The following is an 18,648-nucleotide window of genomic DNA, read 5'->3' as shown; positions in this document are numbered from 1 at the left end:
CGTCTCAACCTCATAGACGTGCGGAGCCCCCGGAGGTTGCAGGTACCTCAGAACTATTTCTGAAGTCATGTCAGAACACCGGGCACGTCCCCGTGTCCGCACCGCCCGATCGCCGCGGCGGGGCCCGCGCCCCACCCCTGTCGGCTCCGTTGAGGAAGGTGGAGAAGCCCGGCGGGCGACGGCGGGTCCGTCAGGTCGCCGGGGCGAAGGTGGGCTCGGCGTCGCCCAGTAGCACGGCGGCGGCATTGGCTCGTTCGAGCCAGGTGACCCGGAAGGCTCGTCGCGCCCGGTGCGTGATGGTCAACGAAGCGCTCGGGGCGCGCCGCCGCGGGTGACCTTGCCGCCCGGGGCGGCGGGGGCAGGCCGTCGTAACACATGATCACTTCGTCCCGGGTGGCGTCGTGCCGCCACGCTCGCCGTGGCCGTCCTGCCGGCCCGGGCGAACACCCTGGTCCCGGCGCCCGCGGGTGGGGGTGCCTCGCACCGCGAACTTCCCGAACCGCCGCCCGCCGACCTCGTGCGCGGGAGCGCCACGCCAACGTCCGGCGCCCACACAAGGAGCCGGCGGAGACCGTGGAGGCCGGCCCCCGGCGGCGAGGAGCAGGTGATCGTGTCGCACCTCGCGCTGGGCACCTGGTTGAACACCCAGAAGAGCCGGCGGGCAAAGCTGAGCGCGGGCCGGCTCGCGCAGCTCGCCGAACACGGGATGGAGTGGGCGTAGCGGGCGGCGGTGGGATTCCCGGGACACTCACGTGATTCCCGTACACCGACGACGTCGGCAGGTCAGGGCCGGTCGGGCCTCCCGCGTAGACGAAGGCCCGACCAGGAACACCGCTCGACGCCCCACCGGACGAACCCGACGATTCCCACCGAACGCACGAGATACGCCGATCAGAAGCTGTTCAAGCCTCGGTGTAGCAGCAGGAACTCACAACTCACCGAACACGGGATGGAGTGGGCGTAGCGGGCGGCGGTGGGATTCCCGCGACACTCCCGCGGATCCCGTACACCGACGAAGTCGGCAGGTCAGGACTGGTCGGGTCTCCATCGTGAATGGAGGCCCGACCGGGAACACCGGCTCGATGCTCCCGATGGACGAACCGGACGATTCCCACCCGACTCACGAGAAGCGCCGGTCAGAGGCCATTCAAGCCGGGATTTGTGGGACCTGCAGAACGAGCGCAGCGGCCTGCCCGTCCAACGGGCCGTACGGGTGGTGGAGGCCGGGGAGCCCCTGCGGTGACCGGCTTCGACGGGCCGACCGCGGGCCGGCCGTCCGTGGCGGCGCCGGGCGGGCCCTGACGTGCGGTCGGCTCCCGGCTCCCAGCCGTAGGACCGGGAGCCGGGAGCCGGGGGTCAAGAGCCAGCCGCTGCCGGGGGCCGGTCGGGCCGGTCAGACCCCGGCGGCGGCGAGGCGGGCGTGGCGCCGGGCGGTCGCCTCGACCGGGTCCAGCACCGGCACGGCGGCCAGCAGGCCCTTGGTGTAGGCGTGCTGGGGGGCGTCGTACACGGCGTCGGCGTCGCCCTGTTCCACGATCCGCCCGGCCCGCATCACCGCGACCCGGTCGCTGACCTGGCGGACCACGGCGAGGTCATGGGCGATGAAGACCAGCGCGAGGCCGAGGTCGCGCTGCAACTCGCCCAGCAGCTCGACCACCTGGGCCTGCGTGGTGACGTCCAGCGCGGAGACCGGTTCGTCGCAGACGATCAGGCGCGGCCGGGGGGCCAGCGCCCGGGCGATGCCGACCCGCTGCCGCTGCCCGCCGGAGAACTCGTGCGGATAGCGGTGGTACCAGTCGGCGTCGAGCCCCACGCGTTCGAGGAGGTCGCCGACCCGCGCGCGGATGCGGCGCTCGTCGCTCTCGCCGGCGATCCGCAGCGGGTCGGCGACGGACTCGCCGATTGTGCGGCGCGGGTTGAGCGAGGACACCGGGTCCTGGAAGACCATCTGCAGCTCCCGCCGGAGCGGGCGCAGGTCCTTCTCCCCGAGCGCGCCGATGTCCCGGCCGCGGTAGTGGAGCCGGCCGCCGGTCGGCTCCAGCAGCCGGACGAGCATCCGCCCGAGCGTGGTCTTCCCGGAGCCGGACTCGCCGACGATGCCCAGTGTCTCGCCGGCGCGGACGGTGAGCGAGACGCCGTCCACGGCGGCCACGGGGGCGCCGTGCCGGACGGGGCCACCGCGGGTGGCGAACTCGCGACGCAGCTCGACGGCTTCGAGCAGGACCTCGTCCCCGGCCGGCTCGGCAGGCGCGGCAGGGGCGCCCGAAGCCTCCGGGGCGTCGACCCGGGGCACCGCCGACAGCAGCGCCCGGGTGTACGGCTCGCGCGGAGCGCCCAGCACCTCGGCGACCGGGCCGTGCTCCACCGCCCGGCCGTCCTTCATCACCAGCACCCGGTCGACGCTCCCGGCGACCACGCCCAGGTCGTGGGTGACCAGGACCAGCCCGGCCCCGGTCTCGGCGCGCAGCTCGTGCAGCAGGTCGAGGATCTGGGCCTGGACGGTGACGTCCAGCGCGGTCGTCGGCTCGTCGGCGACCAGCAGCCGCGGCTCGCAGGCCAGGGCCATCGCGATCAGCACCCGCTGGCGCATGCCGCCGCTGAACTCGTGCGGACGCGACCGTGAGCGCCGGGCGGCGTCGGCGATGCCGACGCGGTCGAGCACCTCGACGGCCCGGGCCCTGGCGTCCCGGCGGGAGATGTCCCGGTGCACCCGGACGACCTCGGCGATCTGGTCCCCCACCGCGTAGTACGGGTCGAGGGCGGAGAGCGGGTCCTGGAACACCATCGCCGCCAACCCGCCGCGCAGACGCCGGAGTTCGTCGCCCTCGGCGGTGACGGCGTCCACGCCGGCGACCCGGACCGAGCCGCCGATCCGGGCGCCGGTCCCGCGGTGCAGGCCGAGCAGTCCGTAGGCGACGGTGCTCTTGCCGGAGCCGGACTCGCCGACGATGCCGAGCGCCTGCCCAGCCTCCAGGGTGAAGCCCACGCCGTCGACGGCGCGGACGTGGCCGGTTCCGACCGGGAAGTCGACGACCAGGTCCCGGACGTCGACCAGGGATGCGGCGCTCACGTCAGGACCACCCTTCGGTCGGTCACCGCGTAGAGCACGTCCGCGATGACGTTGGCGAGGACCACGGAGAAGCCGGTGACAAGGGTGAGGCCCACGACGGTCGGCAGGTCGATCAGGCCGACCGAGGTGACCAGCAGCTTGCCCAGCCCCGGGAGGCCGAAGAGCGACTCGGTCAGCACGGCAGACCCGAACAGCGTCCCGAGGTCGATGGCGGTGAGCGCGATCACCGGGGTGAGCGCGCCGCGCAGCGCGTGCCTGGTCACCAGGCGCCGTTCGCTGACGCCGTACGCCCGGAAGGTCCGGATGTGGTCGTCGGCGAGGGTCTCCAGCATGGAGGAGCGGGTCAGCCGCGCGTACTTGGCGGACTCGATGAGCGCGAGCGAGACCCAGGGCAGCAGCAGGCCCCAGAACCACTGCTGCGGGTCCTCGGTGAGCGGCACGTAGCTCGGGAACGGCAGCCACTGCAGTTGGGCGCACAGGACGATGAGCAGCACCAGGCCGATGACGAACACCGGCACGGAGGTGCCGGCCAGCGTCAGCCCGGTCAGCAGGCGCTCGCTGAGCCGGCCCCGGCGCAGCGCGGAGAGCAGGCCGGCGCCGACCCCGAGGACCAGCCAGAGCACCATCGCGCCGAGCGCCAGCGAGGCCGTCACCGGGAGCCGGGCGGTGATCATGTCGGTGACCTGCTCGCCGCTGCGGTAGGAGACGCCCAGGCAGGGCGCCGGGCAGTGCAGCACGCCCGTCCCGGCGCTGAAGTCGCGGCCGGCCACGACGCCCTGGAGGAAGTGGGCGTACTGCAGGTGGACGGGCGCGTCGAGGCCCAGCCGTTCGCGCACCTGGAGGACCTGGGCGGGGCTGCACTTCTCGCCGCAGGCCAGCTGGGCGGGATCGCCGGGGGCGATGTAGAACACCGCGTAGACGATCAGCGAGAGGGCGAACAGGACGCCGACCATGCCGACGGCCTTGCGGAGCAGGAAGCGGGTCATGCGGTGGCCTCCTCTGCGACGCTCGAAGTGCCGGCGCTCGAAGCGGACCCCTCCGCCGCCGGCCCTGCGCTGCCACGCACCGTCCCGACCCGCAGCCGGGAGGCCGCCCGGGGGTCGAGCTCGGTACGGACGGCGTCGCCGAACACGGTGAACGCGAGCACGGTGGCGAACAGCAGCGCGGACGGGAGCAGCACGTACATCGGGTCCGCGCGGAACCAGGTGGTCGCGCCGGAGAGCATCTGGCCCCACGACGAAGTCGGCGGCTTGACTCCCACCCCGAGGAAGGACAGCCCGGCCTCGGCGATCACGTTGGACGGCAGCAGGACCGCCGCGTAGGTGATGACCGGCGCGGCCAGGGACGGCAGCAGCTCCCGGCGGGCGATCCGCCACCGGGTGGCACCGGCCAGCCGGGCCGCGGCCACGTAGTCGAGCTGCCGCAGGCTGAGCGTCTGCGCCCGGACGATCCGTGCGGTGCCGGACCAGCCCAGCAGCCCGATGACCATGGTCAGCAGGAGCGGGCGGGGGAAGGAGGAGGGCACGATCGCCATCAGCGAGATGGCGAAGACCAGCGTGGGCAGCGCGAGCATCACCTCGGTGGTGTTGCCGATCAGCTGGTCGAGCAGCCGGCTGCCGAGGCCCGCAGCGAGCCCGAGCAGGACACCGATCGCGACCTGGACGAGGGTGGCCCCGACGGCGACGAGCAGCGAGATCCGGGCACCGTGGACCAGCCGGGCGAAGACGTCCCGCCCGGTGCCCGGTTCGACGCCGAGCCAGTGCTCGGCGCCGACGCCGCCGAAGGAGCCGGTGGGCACCCCGCCGGCCGCCGAGTCGAGCAGGTCGTTGTGGTAACTGGTGGGGTCCTGGCCCTCGATCGCGGCGAGCAGCGGTGCCGCCGCCGCGATCAGGACGAGCAGGACGATGACGAGGCCGGCCGCGAGGACGGCGCGCCGCGCGAGCAGCCGCCGCCACACCTGCCGCCCCCCGGTGGCCGGGGAGGCCGCGGGGGCCTCCCCGGCTCTGGGTTCGTGTGGTGCCATGGTTGTCCGAACCGATCCGTTCGATTCCGTTCGATACCGTCCGCTACTTGACCGCGACCTGGGAGATGTCGAGCACGCCGGTCCAGTCGCTGATGACGATGTTGCGGACGTCCTTGCCGGACAGCCGCTTGTAGACGGGGTGGTACAGCGGGACGGTGAGCGCCTGGTCGGCGATCCGCTTGTCCAGGGCGCCCCAGCGCTTGGCGGCCTCGGCGTGGTCGGTGATCTTGTTGATCTGGTCGATCTCGTCGTTCACTGACGGGTCGTCCAGCTGCGCCGAGTTGAAGTTGTAGCCGTCGGTGACGATCTGACGGCCGTCGAAGATCGGCGCCAGGAACGGACCGCCGGACGGCCAGTCGGCGCCCCAGCCGGAGAGGAAGAGACCGGGCTCGGTACCGACGGTGTGGATCGTCTTGGAGTACCTGGTGGAGTCCAGGGCGTCGAGCTGGACGGTGATCCCGGCCGCCTTCAGCCCGTCCTGGACGGCGGTGGCCAGGTCCGGGCCGTCGCCCTTGCCCGTGGCGCTGGAGTGGGTGAGCGTGATGGTCAGGCCGTCCGGGTAGCCGGCCTCCTTCAGCAGTTCCTTGGCCTTCTCCGGGTTTCCGGTGACACCGGCCGGGAACGGGTCGTACGGGGTGTACCCGAAGGTCTCCTGGTTGGGCAGGTAGGTGGTGGCGGCCTCGGCGAGCGAGGAGCCGCCGGCGGCGTTGACGACCGAGGTGCGGTTGATCGCGTAGGCGACGGCCTGCCGGACCTTCGGGTTGTCGAAGGGCTTCACCTTGGGGTTGAACGCCAGGTAGTTGACGTAGCCGAAGCGACCGGTGCCGACGCGGGCGGCGAGGGCCTTGTCGTCCTTCACCTGGGCGAGTTCGGAGGGGCCGAGGTTGGTGTCGGTGGTGACGGCGGCCGCGTCGGCGCCGGTGCCGGCGGAGAGCCGCTGGTTGATCACCGCCGGGTCGAGCCCGGACTGCACGTCGACGGTGTCCGGGTACGCCTTGCGCTGGTCGTCCGTCGCCGCGGACCAGTTGGGGTTGCGCGTGAGGACGAGGTGCGCGCCGTCGTTCTCGTTCTTGACGACCTGGTAGGGGCCGGAGGAGACCGGGTGGTCCTGGTATTTCGTCCCGGTGTCCTTGGCCTTCGGGACGGGGGCGAACTGCGTCTGGGTCGCCAGGTACGGGAAGTCGCCCTCGGGCTTGTTGAGGTGGAAGACGATGGTCTTCTCGTCCGGCGTCTCGATGGCGTCCAGCGTGCGGCCGTCCTTGTACGGGCCCTGGTAGTCTGCGGCACCGACTAGCCAGTCCCTCAGGTACGGTGCGCCGCCAGAGAGTTCGGGTGCGAATGACCTTTCGATGCCGTACTTGATGTCGGCGGTGGTGATCGGCGATCCGTCCTCGAACTTGAGGCCGTCCTTGAGGTGGTAAGTCCACACCGTCGCACCCTCCGACGAGGTGCCGATGTCGGTGGCGAGGTCCGGGACCACCTCGGTGCCGGCCGCGCCATCGACCCGGTTGCGGGTGGTGAGGGTGCGGAAGACCAGCGAGGGGACGTGGCCGCCGCCGGAGGTGTAGAGCCGTGCGGGGTCGAACTGGTCCTGCGGGTTCTGGTTGAGGACGGTGAGGGTGCCGCCCTGCTGCGGCGCGGCGTCCTTGCCGGCGCTACCACCGCCGTCGGCCTTCGGGCCGCACGCCGCCAGTCCGACGACCAGCGCGACGGTGACGGTCGCCGCGGCGAGGCGGCGAGGGGTGAAGGTGGTTCGAGACATCGGAAAGGGGGGCCTTTCGCTACCGATTTGTACACGGAGGAAGGCGGGCGACAGTGAGGCTTTGGGGAAGAGTGCGCAGCACAGCGCCCGCAGGAGGGGGCGACTCCCGAGGCGGCGATCACCGCAACGCGTCGGGACAGGCGGATTCAGCGACAGAAATTGTCGGAAACGCAGTGCGCGGCCACGCCGATCAGCGCCAGCTCAATGGCGGCGCAGTCGATCGGGTGGCGGTCAGTCATGCCGAAAAGACTGTATGACTTTCAGCAGGATGTCAAAATCCCCCCGTCCACCGTTCCGCATCGGCCGGCGGTGCAGTGCGGTGCGGCCGGTCGGCCGCGACCGGGCGGCTCCGGGCGGCGGATCAGTACCGGGATCAGTACCGCTGGGCTTGGACGACCCGGGAGACCAGCGCCTGCTTCCGGTCGGTGGAGGGCTGCGAGCAACGGCGTGGCCAGAACCGTGACCAGGGCCAGGATCCTCGCCGTCGTCCAGCGTCCGGCCAGCACCGCGATCGCCATCAGCGTCGCCGGGGCGAGGGCCATCGCCCTGACGGCGACCGCCCGGGTGCCGGACGGTCCCAACTGGTCGAAACCGTGGTCGATGGCCATCTGGAGGGTGTACCAGAGGTCCCAGGCCGCGTAGGTGCCGGCCAGGACGGCGGCGAGCGGGGCCGCGGTGGCCAGTGCCCGGCCCATCGGCCGGTGGGAGACCAGGCCGAGGCGGACCCGGGCTCCGTGTCCGGCCACGTCGGCAACCTCCCGCAGGCCGGCCAGCGGGCCTGCGGTGCGCACGTGGCGTTCGGCGTGGTCGGTGAGTTCGGCCAGCTCGTGGGCGCCGTAGGAGTCGGGGTAGAGGGCGAGGGCGCGGCGCAGCAGTCGGGCGTTCGGGGTGGTTCGGTCCGGGATCATGCCATGCCTCCGGCGAGTCGGGTGCGGTTGGTCGCCAGACGCCGGTCGGCTTCGCGGAGGGCGGCACGCAGCCGCTCGCTCTCGTCGGTGAGGGCCTGAGTCTGTCACCGAACACGGGCCGCCCGGCCGCAACGGCAACAGCCCACGGTCTCCGCCGCCCTGGTCTCACCGAGCGCACCGCGCCTGCGTCCTTCCCGCTCGTTGGCGTGAATCGGCCGGTACCCGTGGCCGCGGCGCCGGCCCCTCGGATAGACCGGGGGTATGACGACTGTGGACGACCAGCTGGTGGATGCGACCTGGCGGGCCGCCGATCTGACACGGGCCTACCTCATGCGGGACCGCGCCGCGGTCGAGAACTGCCTCGCGGGCCTGGACGCCGACCGGCTGGAATGGGTACTGGCCTGGCTGGTCCTCGACCACGACGCGCTGTTCACCGAACTCGGAGAGCCCTCGATGCGGGTCGCCAGCCTCGACGTGGTGGCGGCCCTGGCCCCGCTGGAGGTGGAGTTCGCGGTCACCACCGCCGTCCACCGCGTCGCCGCCGGCGAGAGCGGCCTGGGCACGGCCGTCGCAGGCCTCGCCCTCCCCGAGCAGATCCACGCCATCACGGTGTCCACCGCCGTCATGCTGTCAGAGGCCCTGGGCCCCGCCGGCGCACTCCACCGGATCGACCAGCAGAACCAGCAGTGCGTGAACGCCGGCCACCCCCGGCCCTACCCCACCCCCTGACCGACACCGACTACCCAGCCCGGCGCGCGGCCTGCCGGCTCCGGCCAGCGGCGGGCTGGTTGGCTGGGGCGAAACCCGCCGGGCCGCTGGCCCCGCCCGGGCCGGAACTCGCTCGGGTGCGTGAGCTTGGCGGCGCTGGCGAGTTCACCCGTCATGAGAGACGTGACCGTCCTGCCCGTGCCCGCGCGGCACCCCGAGGACGACGACCAGGAGCAGCTGGAGCGGGAGCGGCGGCAGGCGGTGAACGATGGCCACCGCCGAGCAGCTGCGCGTCCTGCACACCCCGGACGTCGGCATTGAGCAGATGGGCGCCGGCGCCTTCGCCGCCTGCACAAGGAGGGCCTGGTGGACAGCGTCGTCCTCCCGCAGGCCGGGAAGCTGCAGGCGTGGTTCCTGACCGAGCGCGCGGTGCGGATCGCCGCGACCTTCCCCGAGCTGGAGGGGGTGGCCTCCCCGCCGCTGCCCGAGGACAAGAGCGCGGCACGGCTGCGGCTGGGCCACGTCCTGGCCGTCGTGCGCACCCACGTCGCATTCGTCCCCCCGCGCGCGGGGGGACGAGTGCGCGCCGCTGGACTTCCTGCCCGAGGTCTACCACCGCTTCGGCGAGGGCCCCGGCGGGACGGTGATCCCCGACGGCCTGCTGCACTACTCGAAGAAGGGGCCGGACCGGGTGCTGCACCGGGCGTTCGTCGAGGTCGACCGCGGCACCATGGCCAGCGAGAAGCTCGCCTCCAAGCTGATCGCCTACGCCCGCTTCCACGACCACCACCCCGTCCCGGCCCACCTGCGCCGCACCTCGCACTCGCAGAGCGTCCTGCCGGCCTGGCAGCAGCGCTACCCGGCCTTCCCCCCGCCTGCTGTTCGTCCTGGCCGACACCGGCGAGCAGGCAGCCCGCCGCCGCGTGCGCGACCTGCAGGCCATCGCCGACGCCCACCCGATGGTCACCCGGATGCTGACGCTGATGCGCGTGAAGGCCGGCGCGGCCCGCCTGGCCGACCTGGAGCAGCACGGCGTCAACGCCCAGGTGTGGCACTCCATCGGCGACCACACGAAGGGCCTGGGAGCTGTAGAGCGCAGCGGTGCCGGTCCGGACGGCGGCATCAAGGTGTCCGGAGGCCACCAAGGAATCCGGGGTGCCATGAGAAGCACTGAAAGCCGTCGCCCCGCGGGGTGGCGGCTTTCCGGTGTTCTGTCGTGCCGCAGGCCCGAGGCGGAACCCACCGGGCGGGGGCCGTACGCGTCAGGTGTCGGCTGGCGGCGGCTGTCCGGTGGTGGGGCGGCGCAGTTGTTCGTTGAGGCGCAGGGCTTCTTCGAGTTGGTCTTCGAGGATGACGATGCGGCAGGCGGCGTCGATGGCGGTGCCCTGGTCGACGAGGTCGCGGGCTCGCATCGCGATGCGCAGCTGGTAGCGGGAGAAGCGGCGGTGGCCGCCCTCGGAGCGCAGTGGGGTGATCAGGCCGTGTTCGCCCAAGGCCCGTAGGAAGCCGGCGGTGGTGCCGGTCATCTCGGCGGCGCGGCCCATGGTGTAGGCGGGGTAGTCGTCGTCGTCGAGGGTGTGGGGGGTGTGGGGTCGGATGGTCGTCGTGGTCACTGCACCTCTTCTGTGTTGGTTCGGGGGCGCGGCGAGGGGCCCCGGCGCCGTTGCGGCTCCGGGGCCCCGAAAGGGATACATCACCATCTACCGGCTGTAGCCGGGTTCCTTGTTCCGCAAGTCCCCGGGAGAGGGGATGTGCGGGGATCGCGTATGCGTGACCGGAAACCACCGTCCTCGTACTCAATGGGGGTCTGCGGTGTCCGCCCGGGTGAAGACCTCACGGGCCGGGCGATCCTGATGGCGCTCTGTCCCCTCCGTTCATCCTCTGTACTGACTGGGACTGCGAACTGCTTGGTACTACTCACACGGGTACTTCTCGGTACTGCTGAACTTCAACTGCCTGGTACTGCTGCGGCGGCCCTCCCGGGCCATCCGGTCCGGCAGCCAGCCCCGTCGCCCGTCCTGCTCACCTGCTCGGCTTGGAACCCCACTGCCCGGACCTCCCAGCACGCGCGCCCGCAGTCCTGGCGCCTTTACTGGGATACCGCGTACCGCGACTGCTGGTACCGCTCAACTCAATTCACCTGCTGGGTACTGCACCTGCACTTACCGCGGTACCGCTGGGTGGTGACCCCTTATCACTGCGGGCCACCCGGCCCGGCTGCCAGTCCCGTCGCCGACCTGCACCAACCCTGGCTTCGCAACTCTGCTGCCGCGCCGTTGTTTGCGTCACTGCTCCACGCCCACCTGCACGGCGCGTCCTGCGTATTGCTCACCTGCTGGGTACTGCATCTGCTGAACTGCGGTACCGCGCGGTGGCGGCCCCTGATCACTGCGGGCCGCCCGGCCCGGCTGCCGGTCCTGTCACCGTCCTGCACCTGCTCTGGCTTCAGGGCCCCACAACCGTGCCGACCTGCGAACTTCTGTAATGCTGCCCGCCAGTTCGTGTCTGGCGGGTACCGCTTGACTGCGTCTACGGGAGAAACACTAACCACGACACAGGGCGATGTCTACTTCAGCCAGCACAGATTTTTCGGTGTCCGGAGGGAAGGTAGTCTTCGCCCCGCAGAACGGACGGTCCGCACCCGGGCCAGGGACAACAAGCGGCACGAACGAGCGAGCGGCACACGGACGGGAGGCAGCCGGTGGAAGACCCACCGACCACGGCGCCGGTGCGCGCGCCCGACCCGGCCGCGCGGGCATCCCTGCTGGCCGCCCTCACCGAAGCCGTCCATGACCGGGACCAGCGCGGCCTGCGCCGACTGCTGGCCCGCTTCGCCGAACAGGTCACCATCACCGACCTGCACGCCCTGCGCCAAGCGCTCGACCCCCGCCGCACCCGAGGACCGGGCCCCCGGTAGCCGACACAGAACGGTCTGGCGGCACGGCCATGGCGCCGCCGTGTGGCCCGGGTGTCAGCCCGTGCGAGCGGCCGCGTCACAGGTCAGGCAGATATGCCCGGCCCAGTACGGGGGAACCAGCGCTGCCCCGGCCGGCCCGGCCGCCACCGGTCGGGCCCCTGCGCGGGGCCTGGCAGCTGCAGGGCGCAGCGGGCAGGTGCGGCATCAAGGTGTTCGCCCCGGTCATCAAGGTGTCCGGAGGGCACCAAGGTGTCCGGGCGGCGCCACCAAGGAATTCGGGGTGGTCATCAAGGAATCCGCCAAGGTTGGTGGCTCACCTTGGTGGGGGCCGTTACGTGATCGTTGCGGCCGAGGGGGCTGTTCACCAAGGGATACGTCAAGGTTCGCGGGGTTCCCTACGGCGACCGCGCGGAGCACCGGCTCCGTGCCCAGCCGGAGGGAAGCCCCTGCTATGACGACGAGCGACAGCGCCCAGCCGATGACCAGGACGAGGGCCAGGGCACGGACGGGCGCGGAGCCGGACGGCGACACGCGGGAGGTGGAGATCACCTGGGCAGTGCTCGCCTCCTTGTTCCAGTTCCGGATCGCCACCGCCGAGCAGCTGCGCCGCCTGCACGCCCCCGACAGCGGCATCGAGAAGATGCGGAGCCCGACAAGCCAGTGCATCCCCGGAACCTGCGGCGCACGCTGTCCGTCGAGATGGCCGCCCGTCCCGGTGGCCTGCTCGCCACCAAGGTCCACTTCAATCACCTGCAGGTGGCCACCAGCAAGGAGGGCACCGTGCGCCCGGACGGCCTGCTCCACTACGGGCGCACCGCCACCGACGGGGGCGGGTGGCCAACCGGGCGTTCGTCGAGGTCGACCGCGCCACCATGGGCGGGCCCCGGCTCGCCGCGAAGCTGAACGCCTACGCCCGCTACTGGGCCACCGCCCCGCTCCCCGCCGGGATGCGGGCCGGCACCATCGAAGCCGTCCAGGGCGGGCGCAAGCCGTTGTGGGAGCGCCGCTACCCGGTCTTCCCCCGGCTGCTGTTCGTCCTCACCGGCACCGGCCAGACCGGCTTCGCCAACCGGGCCACCGACCTGGAGACCGCCGCCCGCACCCCCTACGTCGCCAGGATGCTGCGCACCGTGGCGGCCGGCGTCGCCAAGCTGGAGGACCTCGAGGCCGACGGCCCAGGCGCCGACAACTGGTGGCCGATCGCCGACCTCGACGACGGCCCCGTCCCCTGGTGGGAGCTGACCGGCACCAAGCCCTGACCGGCACCCGGCAGTCTCGCCTTGATGGCCGCCCCGGTACGCCCGGGGCGGGCATCAAGGTGTCCCGGCCGGGCCGGCCGCCGGGCCGTCAAGGTGCGCGATGTCAGCACAGGGTTGATCACTTCGTTCCGCCAGCGCGGAACGACCCCGCAGAACGCACCGCGGCACCAAGGCCCCCAGTGCCGCTGCCACTTTCGCACTACCTGACCAGTCACTCAGTCGAGGTCGGCGGATGCCAGGGCCACCGCGAGCACCAGGTACGGGACGGCGCCCAGGCACTGCTCGGCCATCATGCTCGGATCGGACGCCGTGCCCGCGTCGGCCAGCGCCAGCAGCCCGGCACCGACGGCCGCCTCCACCGCCGCGTCCAGAACCTCTGCCGGGGTGAACTCCCCGCCGGCCACCAGCTCGCGCACCACAGCGGCGGCCTGCGCCGGGTCGGCGCGCCACAGCTCGGCGACCTGGTCACCGGCGCCCGCCAGGTCGATGACCGCACCCTGCTGCGCGGTCGGAAGCGGCACGGGCCAGGACAGCCCGGGCTCCTCCACGATCTCCTCGGCCCGCCCCAGCGCCACCCTCGCGGCGCTCGTCCGCCGGGCCTGCTCCCGCTCCCGCGCGACGGCGGCCGGCCACCGGGCGTCGTCCTCGGCCCGCGCCGCCTCCAGCAGCGGGGCCGCGGTGCGGCCGAGGTAGACGACCGGCAGCGGGTCCACCACGACCGCGTCCTGCCCGGGCGGGGCGTCGGCGACGGGCTGGTACAGCGCGGCCGCCGCCGTAGCGCAGGCCCCGACCGTGGCGGTCAGGGCGGCGATCAGCCGGGCGTGGCGGCGTCGGCGTGCGGGCAGGTCCAGGCGAGCGGGAATCGCGGTCACCCCCGCACTATCCCGCGCCGCACCCGCCCGCGACGTCCGTTCCCGTGAACACCGAGCGGCAGGTCAGCGCCACTGGTAGGACGCGCCGGTCATCACCGGGAGCAGCATCGGGCCGCCGGCCTGGGCGGTGTCGGGCCGGACGGCCTGGTCGAGGACGGGGCCGACCGCCGGGTACAGGTGGAGGCCGGCCACACCGGCCGCCGGCAGCCACACCACCAGCGCCCGGTCCGGGTCGTCCTGCTCGACCACGGCGACGGCCGCCGCCAGGTGGTCGGGCAGGTGAGCGACGTAGACCAGGTGCCGGCGCCGGAACGGCTCCACTTCGCCCGGCCGCTTCGTCTCCTGGTCCTGGACGAAGCACAGCACCGGCACCTCGGGCAGCATCGCCAGGTCGAAGCCGAGCTCCTCGAGGAGCTCCCGACGCAGCGCGGTCTCGGGTTCTTCGCCGTCCTCGTCCTCGACCACGCCGCCGGGCAGCGAGAGCTGGAAGCCGGCCTCCCGCTGACGGCGGATCAGACACACCCGGCCGTTGTGGACCAGCACCGCGCACACCCGCACCCGCACCGGTCCGCTCCCCAGGCTGGTGGTCATCGCCGGGCCCAGGCCGGGCAGGCTGGCTCAGACGCCGTTGTCGTACCGATCAGGGCGGTTGCCGATCGAACGGGAGTCCCGTTCGGGTGATCGCGGGGTGATGGACGCATGAAGACAGGGCCTCCGGTGCAGCTCCTGGGTGTTGAAGCCGGAGAAGCACCAGGGAGGCCCTGTTGTCGCTGTTGTATGCCCTCGCACCTGTGGGTTTCAACTTGGCTGCCCGTGAGTGTGATTGCCTCGCTCACCGGTTCGGGAACGCTGGGGACCAGCCGCACAGACGGCCGAGGTATCCCTCCGACATGACTGATGCCGAATGGGCCGTGGTCCGCGAGGCGATGCCGGTACCGGCATGGTTGGAGGGCAGGGGTGGACAGCCGGAGGGCTCCTGCCACCGGCAGATGGTCGACGCGATCCGCTACCTGGTCGCGGGCGGCATCACCTGGCGGGCGATGCCCGCGGACTTCCCCGCGTGGGACCGCGTCTATGCCTTCTTCCGGCGCTGGCGGGACAAGGGCTTGGTCGCCGAGTTCCACGACCGGCTGCGGGACCGGGTCCGCGAAGCGGTGGGCCGGGACCGGGAGCCGACCGCGGGGATCATCGACGCGCAGTCGGTGAAGGGCGCCGCTTCGGTGCCGGCCGCGAGCCGGGGCTTCGACGGCGGGAAGAAGGTCAACGGCCGTAAGCGGCACATCGTGGTGGACACCCTCGGGTTGCTGCTGACGGTGATGGTCACCGCGGCGTCGGTCACCGACCGGGACGCGGCACAGACGCTGCTGGCCCGGCTGCGGACGCGGCACTGGCGCATCACGCTGGTGTGGGCCGACGGCGGCTACACCGGACGCCTGGTCGACCTCGCCCGCGACGTCCTTGCCATCGCGCTGACCGTGGTCAGACGCACCGACGACACCGCGGGCTTCGTGGTGCTGCCCAAAAGGTGGCTGGTGGAGCGCACGTTCGCCTGGCTGATGTGCTCACGCCGACTCGCCCGCGACTATGAGGCCCGCACCGACACCGCCGAGGCGATGATTCGCTGGTCGATGAGCATGGTTATGAGCCGACGCCTCGCCCGGCGACCAGCCTGAACCTCCCCGGCTTCTCCTCGGCCAGCCAGCCCCGCGCGGCCAGGCGCTTCGCCTTCGACCTCATCCCCTCGACCTTCGCCGGGACCGGCTCCAGCCCGACCGCCGCCGCGAGCTGTCGGCAGTCCATCGCCTCCCCACCGGGCCCGCTCCGACCAATCAGGACGTCCATGATCCGCTGATAGTCCGGCGCCAGCACCGCCGGAGCAAGCCCTTCCCGCCAATGCGGCACCACCGAACCGGCCGCCGCCGCCAGGTCCCGCGCCGGACGCTCGTCGGCCACCACGACCTGCGGAAGCTCCTCGCCATCGCGAGGTTCCGCTAGGACCTCGACAACCGTCTCACGGGTGATCACGAACCGCTCCCACGCGGCCTCCGCCTCCCGCAGCTCGGCCTGAAGGGTCTCCACCCGCTGTCGGGCAGTGCGTTCGCGTTCCTCCAACAGCCCCATCACCGACGGCATCCCGGCACCTCCACGAAGAGACGAATCGACACCCCGTCCCTGCCGCCGAAACACCATTCCTATACCTGACCAGCGGAAACACGCCCGTCACTCTCGGAAAGACAACGGCTTCTCATGCCAGGTGGTCCGGACGACGACACCTCCGGGGGTGAGGTGCTCGCTGGACCTTCTCTGCACCAAGTTCGGTAGGGCCTATCGCTCAGGCAGCGGGTCGCGGTGCACCGTGGTCGAGAGGGGCGACTTGGAGTCGAACTCGAAGGTCTCTATGGCGGCGTCGGCGGGGAACTCCGGGTGGTCGTGCCAGATTTGGGCGAACGCGACCAGAAGGTTCCATGAGGCGGTTGCGTGCAGCTCGGTCTCCGCTGCCTGCTCAGGCGGGGAGGCTCGGTGGAAGCGCACCGCCGCGACCTGCTTGGTTACGGCCAGTCGCAAGGCTGTGGCCGTTCGGCGGGCATCGCCTTGGAGCGAGGCCGCGTCGGGGATTCGTGCAAACACGAAATGGATCAACTGCGTGACCTGGTCGTCGGTGATCTGCTCCACTCATTCCCCCTGCGGCTCGCATGCCAATGCGCCTGGCTCGGCGCTGATCTTTTCTGTGCCACGGACCGACGCTGCGTGAGCTCGCAAGCGTCAGGAAGAGCTGGCGAACGGCATTGCGTTGGCCCACTCCCAGAAGGCGTGGCCCGCGTTCACTGCTGCCTCCATGACGGCGAACAGTTCGGAGGGTTCGGCGTTGGGCGGGACATCGACGGCGACGAAGCGTTCGCCGTTCCATTCGCTCAGCAGCCCGGCCGCGGTGATCTCGGTCTTGATCCTCCCAGCAGCCAGCTGGAGGTCGCTGGCGGGCAGGTCAGGAGTGAACAGGAGCCGCAGCGTTCGATGCTGAGAGGTCCCGACCACCTCGCTGACGTAGTCGTCGTCGTTGAGGAGCACGGTGTCGCCCAGAGCGATCCCGTAGGTGGAGAACGGAATGCAGGCGACCTCGTAACTCCCGTCGTTGACCGCCTTGAGCCAGAGCTGTTCGGCCTGTCCGTCCAGCCCGAAGGGGGCCAGGTCGGCGCGCGCGATGTAGTTGGTCGCGGCGCGTCCGACCGGGTGTTCGTGGACGATTAACTGCATGACGGCACTCCCCAGGGCCAGCTCTAATGGCCTGCCATGATGCCGTAGCTGATCACTGCTGCTGTCGGCGGGGGGCGGGCAGCCCAAGTGGCACGGGGCCAGTCCGCTCGAAGCGTCGGGCCTGCTCGCGCTTGCTCCGCAGGAAGGTGAGGGTGAGATCGAGTCCGTCGATCTCACCCCGCCAGCCCTCGGAGACGGCGCGCTCGCGGCGGGCGAGCAGGTCTTCTTCCAGCTCGTCGAGGCGGGGCAGCATCTTCGGGTTGATGCTCAGCATCGGGCAGCGGACGCAGGCGTGTTCGTGTGTGCAGGGGGTGCCATAGGGCCGACCGCAGGAGCCGAGCTCGACCCGGCGCTTGTCGAAGTGTTCGTTGAACTCCGACCACTCCCGCTCGGTGGGCTTGCGGTACTCGCTCTCGGGCCGCCGGGACCGGCGACGGTCGAGAAACTCCTGGTAATGCCGGACCACGTCGTCGTCGAAGACCGCGACGTAGCCACGAGTGGTTTGGATATTCAAGTGGCCCAACAAGGCAGCGCCGATGTGGATCGGCAGTCCGTTGTTGACCAGCTCGGTCGCGAAGAGCCTGCGGAAGTCGTGCGGGGCGAACTTCACCTCGGCGAACCGCGGGTCGGTGGCGACCAGCCCGGCAGCGGCACGGTGGATCATGCGCCACATCGTCGTGCTGGACATCGCCCTGATCGCTCCGCCGTGCATGTTCTGGAACAGGTAGGGCAACGGTTCGCTCCAGACCTTCTCGTGCAGGTCGTAGCGGACGCAGACCGGGACGGTCCTGTTCGCACTGATGTGGCGGCGGATGATCTGCGCGATGACGTGGAACAGCTCGGCGGACATCGGAATGACCCGCTCCCGGTCGCTCTTGGACGGCGTGACGACCAACAGCGCGACGACTTCGCCGCTGGGCCGCTGGTAGTTGCGCACGCTCAGGTGGGTCAGCTCCGTGAGCTCCTCGGCGCGCAGTCCGGCCAGCCGCAGGGTTTCGACGATCGCCCACTGCCAGAACGCCTGGTTCTCGGTGTGGGTGAGCTGCACCAGCTCGCCGGTGCTTCGGTTGACCGCGCGGACGGCGGCGGTCGACGGATCGGGTCGCAGCGCGTCCGCTTTCGCCGAGACGCGCTGCCACTCGACGCCGTCGACGGTGAAGTGTTCCCCCAGGCCGACGGCGCGGGCCGCCTCCAGCAGGGTTCGCCGGCGGTGCCACTGGTCGGTGACGTGCTGGGACAGGATCGGCAGCAGCGGCTGGCGCTCGCGGGTGCGGTTGGCCATGCGCTCTTGCAAGCGTCGGCGGCGGACCTGGAACCACCGCAGGTCCTCGTCCCGGATCGGGCACGGCGCGACCCACTGTGCCCAGCGGTCCGGTTCGGCGACCGCCCAGGTGGCAGGTCCAGGTAGAAGGCGCGGACCGCCTCTGGCGAGACCGGGACCGGCTGTCGCTCCCGAGTGCCCTTGGAGACCACCCACAACTGGCCCTTGTGCCAGTCGAGATCGCTCAGTTGAACGCCCAGCAGTTCGCTGGCCCGAGCGCCGGAGGAGACGTAGCAGGCCAGCAGGGCGCGGTCCCGGGTGCAGCGCATCTGTGCGAACAGTTCGTCCCACTGCGCGTCGGGGATCGCCCGGGGCTGACGCACCGGCACCTTCGGCCGCAGCCGGCCCCGCCGGTGCCGGGCCTGGGCGTCGATCGGCGAGCGGCGAGCGGTGGGCGAGCGCGGCGCGGCGGGCCCGATTCTCCGGTACCGGGTTGAGGACCGGACCGCGCCCGAAGTGCAGGTGGAAGGCATAGAACCCGTGCACCACCGAGAGGCTGTGCGCGATGGTCGCCGGCGCGTACCCAGCCGGCAGGATCCTCTTTCCGGTCTTCGGG

General features: G+C 71.6%; 19 protein-coding genes and 1 pseudogene. 5 read left to right on the top strand and 15 right to left on the bottom strand.

Going from position 1 to position 18,648, the window contains the following annotated elements; all coding sequences use genetic code 11:
* Positions 1-1,393 precede the first annotated feature (1,393 nt).
* The 6 genes from OG618_RS36845 to OG618_RS36820 all read right to left on the bottom strand — a co-directional run bounded on the left by OG618_RS36845 (position 1,394) and on the right by OG618_RS36820 (position 7,763).
* Complete coding sequence (locus OG618_RS36845; protein ID WP_329484984.1) at positions 1,394-3,070, bottom strand: ABC transporter ATP-binding protein; 1,677 nt, start codon at positions 3,068-3,070, stop codon at positions 1,394-1,396.
* The gene (locus OG618_RS36840; RefSeq protein WP_329484985.1) at positions 3,067-4,056 is read right to left on the bottom strand and encodes an ABC transporter permease; all 990 of its coding nucleotides are present in this window, start codon (positions 4,054-4,056) and stop codon (positions 3,067-3,069) included. Before OG618_RS36840 ends, OG618_RS36845 begins: the two co-directional genes overlap by 4 nt.
* The gene (locus OG618_RS36835; protein ID WP_329484986.1) at positions 4,053-5,093 is read right to left on the bottom strand and encodes an ABC transporter permease; all 1,041 of its coding nucleotides are present in this window, start codon (positions 5,091-5,093) and stop codon (positions 4,053-4,055) included. Before OG618_RS36835 ends, OG618_RS36840 begins: the two co-directional genes overlap by 4 nt.
* A 43-nt stretch (positions 5,094-5,136) precedes the next feature.
* Positions 5,137-6,855, bottom strand: a complete 1,719-nt coding sequence (locus OG618_RS36830; protein ID WP_329484987.1) for an ABC transporter substrate-binding protein — start codon at positions 6,853-6,855, stop codon at positions 5,137-5,139.
* Positions 6,856-7,001: 146 nt separating this feature from the next.
* Entirely contained in the window at positions 7,002-7,094 is a 93-nt protein-coding gene (locus OG618_RS36825; protein WP_329484988.1) for an Ms4533A family Cys-rich leader peptide, read from the bottom strand.
* Positions 7,095-7,115: 21 nt separating this feature from the next.
* Positions 7,116-7,763 carry a hypothetical protein gene (locus OG618_RS36820; RefSeq protein WP_329484989.1) on the bottom strand — a complete coding sequence of 216 codons (648 nt, stop codon included), beginning with the start codon at positions 7,761-7,763 and terminating at the stop codon, positions 7,116-7,118.
* A 261-nt stretch (positions 7,764-8,024) separates the two neighbouring features.
* Between OG618_RS36820 and OG618_RS36815 the strand changes: the two genes are divergently transcribed.
* Together OG618_RS36815 and OG618_RS38170 are read left to right on the top strand one after the other, a co-directional pair.
* On the top strand, positions 8,025-8,492 hold the full coding sequence (locus OG618_RS36815) for a hypothetical protein (RefSeq protein ID WP_329484991.1): 468 nt from the start codon (positions 8,025-8,027) through the stop codon (positions 8,490-8,492).
* Between the two features lie 568 nt (positions 8,493-9,060).
* Positions 9,061-9,645, top strand: coding sequence for a replication-relaxation family protein (locus OG618_RS38170; RefSeq protein ID WP_442906978.1), 585 nt, complete (start codon positions 9,061-9,063; stop codon positions 9,643-9,645).
* Between the two features lie 88 nt (positions 9,646-9,733).
* On the opposite strand, the gene OG618_RS36810 is transcribed toward OG618_RS38170, so the two are convergent.
* Positions 9,734-10,015: a helix-turn-helix domain-containing protein gene (locus tag OG618_RS36810; RefSeq protein WP_329491962.1), complete on the bottom strand. Its 282-nt coding sequence runs from the start codon at positions 10,013-10,015 to the stop codon at positions 9,734-9,736.
* 1,157 nt (positions 10,016-11,172) lie between these two features.
* Between OG618_RS36810 and OG618_RS36805 the strand changes: the two genes are divergently transcribed.
* Positions 11,173-11,388: a hypothetical protein gene (locus OG618_RS36805; protein WP_329484992.1), complete on the top strand. Its 216-nt coding sequence runs from the start codon at positions 11,173-11,175 to the stop codon at positions 11,386-11,388.
* A gap of 225 nt (positions 11,389-11,613) precedes the next feature.
* Here the strand turns inward: OG618_RS36805 and OG618_RS36800 are convergent, their stop codons facing one another.
* Positions 11,614-12,192, bottom strand: a complete 579-nt coding sequence (locus OG618_RS36800; protein ID WP_329484994.1) for a hypothetical protein — start codon at positions 12,190-12,192, stop codon at positions 11,614-11,616.
* A gap of 29 nt (positions 12,193-12,221) precedes the next feature.
* Between OG618_RS36800 and OG618_RS36795 the strand changes: the two genes are divergently transcribed.
* Positions 12,222-12,647, top strand: coding sequence for a hypothetical protein (locus OG618_RS36795; protein WP_329484995.1), 426 nt, complete (start codon positions 12,222-12,224; stop codon positions 12,645-12,647).
* A 215-nt stretch (positions 12,648-12,862) separates the two neighbouring features.
* On the opposite strand, the gene OG618_RS36790 is transcribed toward OG618_RS36795, so the two are convergent.
* Both OG618_RS36790 and OG618_RS36785 read right to left on the bottom strand, forming a co-directional pair.
* Entirely contained in the window at positions 12,863-13,519 is a 657-nt protein-coding gene (locus OG618_RS36790) for a hypothetical protein (protein WP_329484996.1), read from the bottom strand.
* A 63-nt stretch (positions 13,520-13,582) separates the two neighbouring features.
* The gene (locus OG618_RS36785) at positions 13,583-14,110 is read right to left on the bottom strand and encodes an NUDIX domain-containing protein (RefSeq protein ID WP_329484997.1); all 528 of its coding nucleotides are present in this window, start codon (positions 14,108-14,110) and stop codon (positions 13,583-13,585) included.
* A 299-nt stretch (positions 14,111-14,409) separates the two neighbouring features.
* Here OG618_RS36785 and OG618_RS36780 point away from each other — a divergent pair, with 299 nt between their 5' ends.
* Positions 14,410-15,192, top strand: coding sequence for an IS5 family transposase (locus OG618_RS36780; protein ID WP_329484998.1), 783 nt, complete (start codon positions 14,410-14,412; stop codon positions 15,190-15,192).
* On the opposite strand, the gene OG618_RS36775 is transcribed toward OG618_RS36780, so the two are convergent.
* From OG618_RS36775 to OG618_RS36755, 5 genes and pseudogenes are all read right to left on the bottom strand, one after another.
* Complete coding sequence (locus tag OG618_RS36775; protein ID WP_329484999.1) at positions 15,158-15,652, bottom strand: hypothetical protein; 495 nt, start codon at positions 15,650-15,652, stop codon at positions 15,158-15,160. The genes OG618_RS36780 and OG618_RS36775 overlap by 35 nt on opposite strands.
* 192 nt (positions 15,653-15,844) lie before the next feature.
* Positions 15,845-16,192: a hypothetical protein gene (locus OG618_RS36770; protein WP_329491961.1), complete on the bottom strand. Its 348-nt coding sequence runs from the start codon at positions 16,190-16,192 to the stop codon at positions 15,845-15,847.
* Between the two features lie 90 nt (positions 16,193-16,282).
* Positions 16,283-16,771, bottom strand: coding sequence for a DUF4265 domain-containing protein (locus tag OG618_RS36765; protein WP_329491960.1), 489 nt, complete (start codon positions 16,769-16,771; stop codon positions 16,283-16,285).
* A 52-nt stretch (positions 16,772-16,823) separates the two neighbouring features.
* The gene (locus OG618_RS36760; protein WP_329491959.1) at positions 16,824-18,053 is read right to left on the bottom strand and encodes a tyrosine-type recombinase/integrase; all 1,230 of its coding nucleotides are present in this window, start codon (positions 18,051-18,053) and stop codon (positions 16,824-16,826) included.
* Between the two features lie 188 nt (positions 18,054-18,241).
* Positions 18,242-18,361 (bottom strand): annotated as a pseudogene (locus OG618_RS36755) (tyrosine-type recombinase/integrase); the annotation flags it as partial.
* Positions 18,362-18,648: the final 287 nt, after the last annotated feature.

Source organism: Kitasatospora sp. NBC_01246 (genome assembly GCF_036226505.1).
Classification (GTDB): Bacteria; Actinomycetota; Actinomycetes; order Streptomycetales; family Streptomycetaceae; genus Kitasatospora.
This window is presented reverse-complemented; position numbering and strand designations above follow the sequence as displayed.

What these genes read in the sequence shown, in the direction of transcription:
- OG618_RS36775 (WP_329484999.1), bottom strand. Translation starts at nt 15,652, where the DNA reads ATGCCGTCGGTGATGGGGCTGTTGGAGGAACGCGAACGCACTGCCCGA.
- OG618_RS36785 (WP_329484997.1), bottom strand. Translation starts at nt 14,110, where the DNA reads ATGACCACCAGCCTGGGGAGCGGACCGGTGCGGGTGCGGGTGTGCGCG.
- OG618_RS36820 (WP_329484989.1), bottom strand. Translation starts at nt 7,763, where the DNA reads ATGATCCCGGACCGAACCACCCCGAACGCCCGACTGCTGCGCCGCGCC.
- OG618_RS36760 (WP_329491959.1), bottom strand. Translation starts at nt 18,053, where the DNA reads ATGGCCAACCGCACCCGCGAGCGCCAGCCGCTGCTGCCGATCCTGTCC.
- OG618_RS36825 (WP_329484988.1), bottom strand. Translation starts at nt 7,094, where the DNA reads ATGACTGACCGCCACCCGATCGACTGCGCCGCCATTGAGCTGGCGCTG.
- OG618_RS36835 (WP_329484986.1), bottom strand. Translation starts at nt 5,093, where the DNA reads ATGGCACCACACGAACCCAGAGCCGGGGAGGCCCCCGCGGCCTCCCCG.
- OG618_RS36830 (WP_329484987.1), bottom strand. Translation starts at nt 6,855, where the DNA reads ATGTCTCGAACCACCTTCACCCCTCGCCGCCTCGCCGCGGCGACCGTC.
- OG618_RS36765 (WP_329491960.1), bottom strand. Translation starts at nt 16,771, where the DNA reads ATGCAGTTAATCGTCCACGAACACCCGGTCGGACGCGCCGCGACCAAC.
- OG618_RS36780 (WP_329484998.1), top strand. Translation starts at nt 14,410, where the DNA reads ATGACTGATGCCGAATGGGCCGTGGTCCGCGAGGCGATGCCGGTACCG.
- OG618_RS36840 (WP_329484985.1), bottom strand. Translation starts at nt 4,056, where the DNA reads ATGACCCGCTTCCTGCTCCGCAAGGCCGTCGGCATGGTCGGCGTCCTG.
- OG618_RS36815 (WP_329484991.1), top strand. Translation starts at nt 8,025, where the DNA reads ATGACGACTGTGGACGACCAGCTGGTGGATGCGACCTGGCGGGCCGCC.
- OG618_RS36810 (WP_329491962.1), bottom strand. Translation starts at nt 10,015, where the DNA reads ATGGGCCGCGCCGCCGAGATGACCGGCACCACCGCCGGCTTCCTACGG.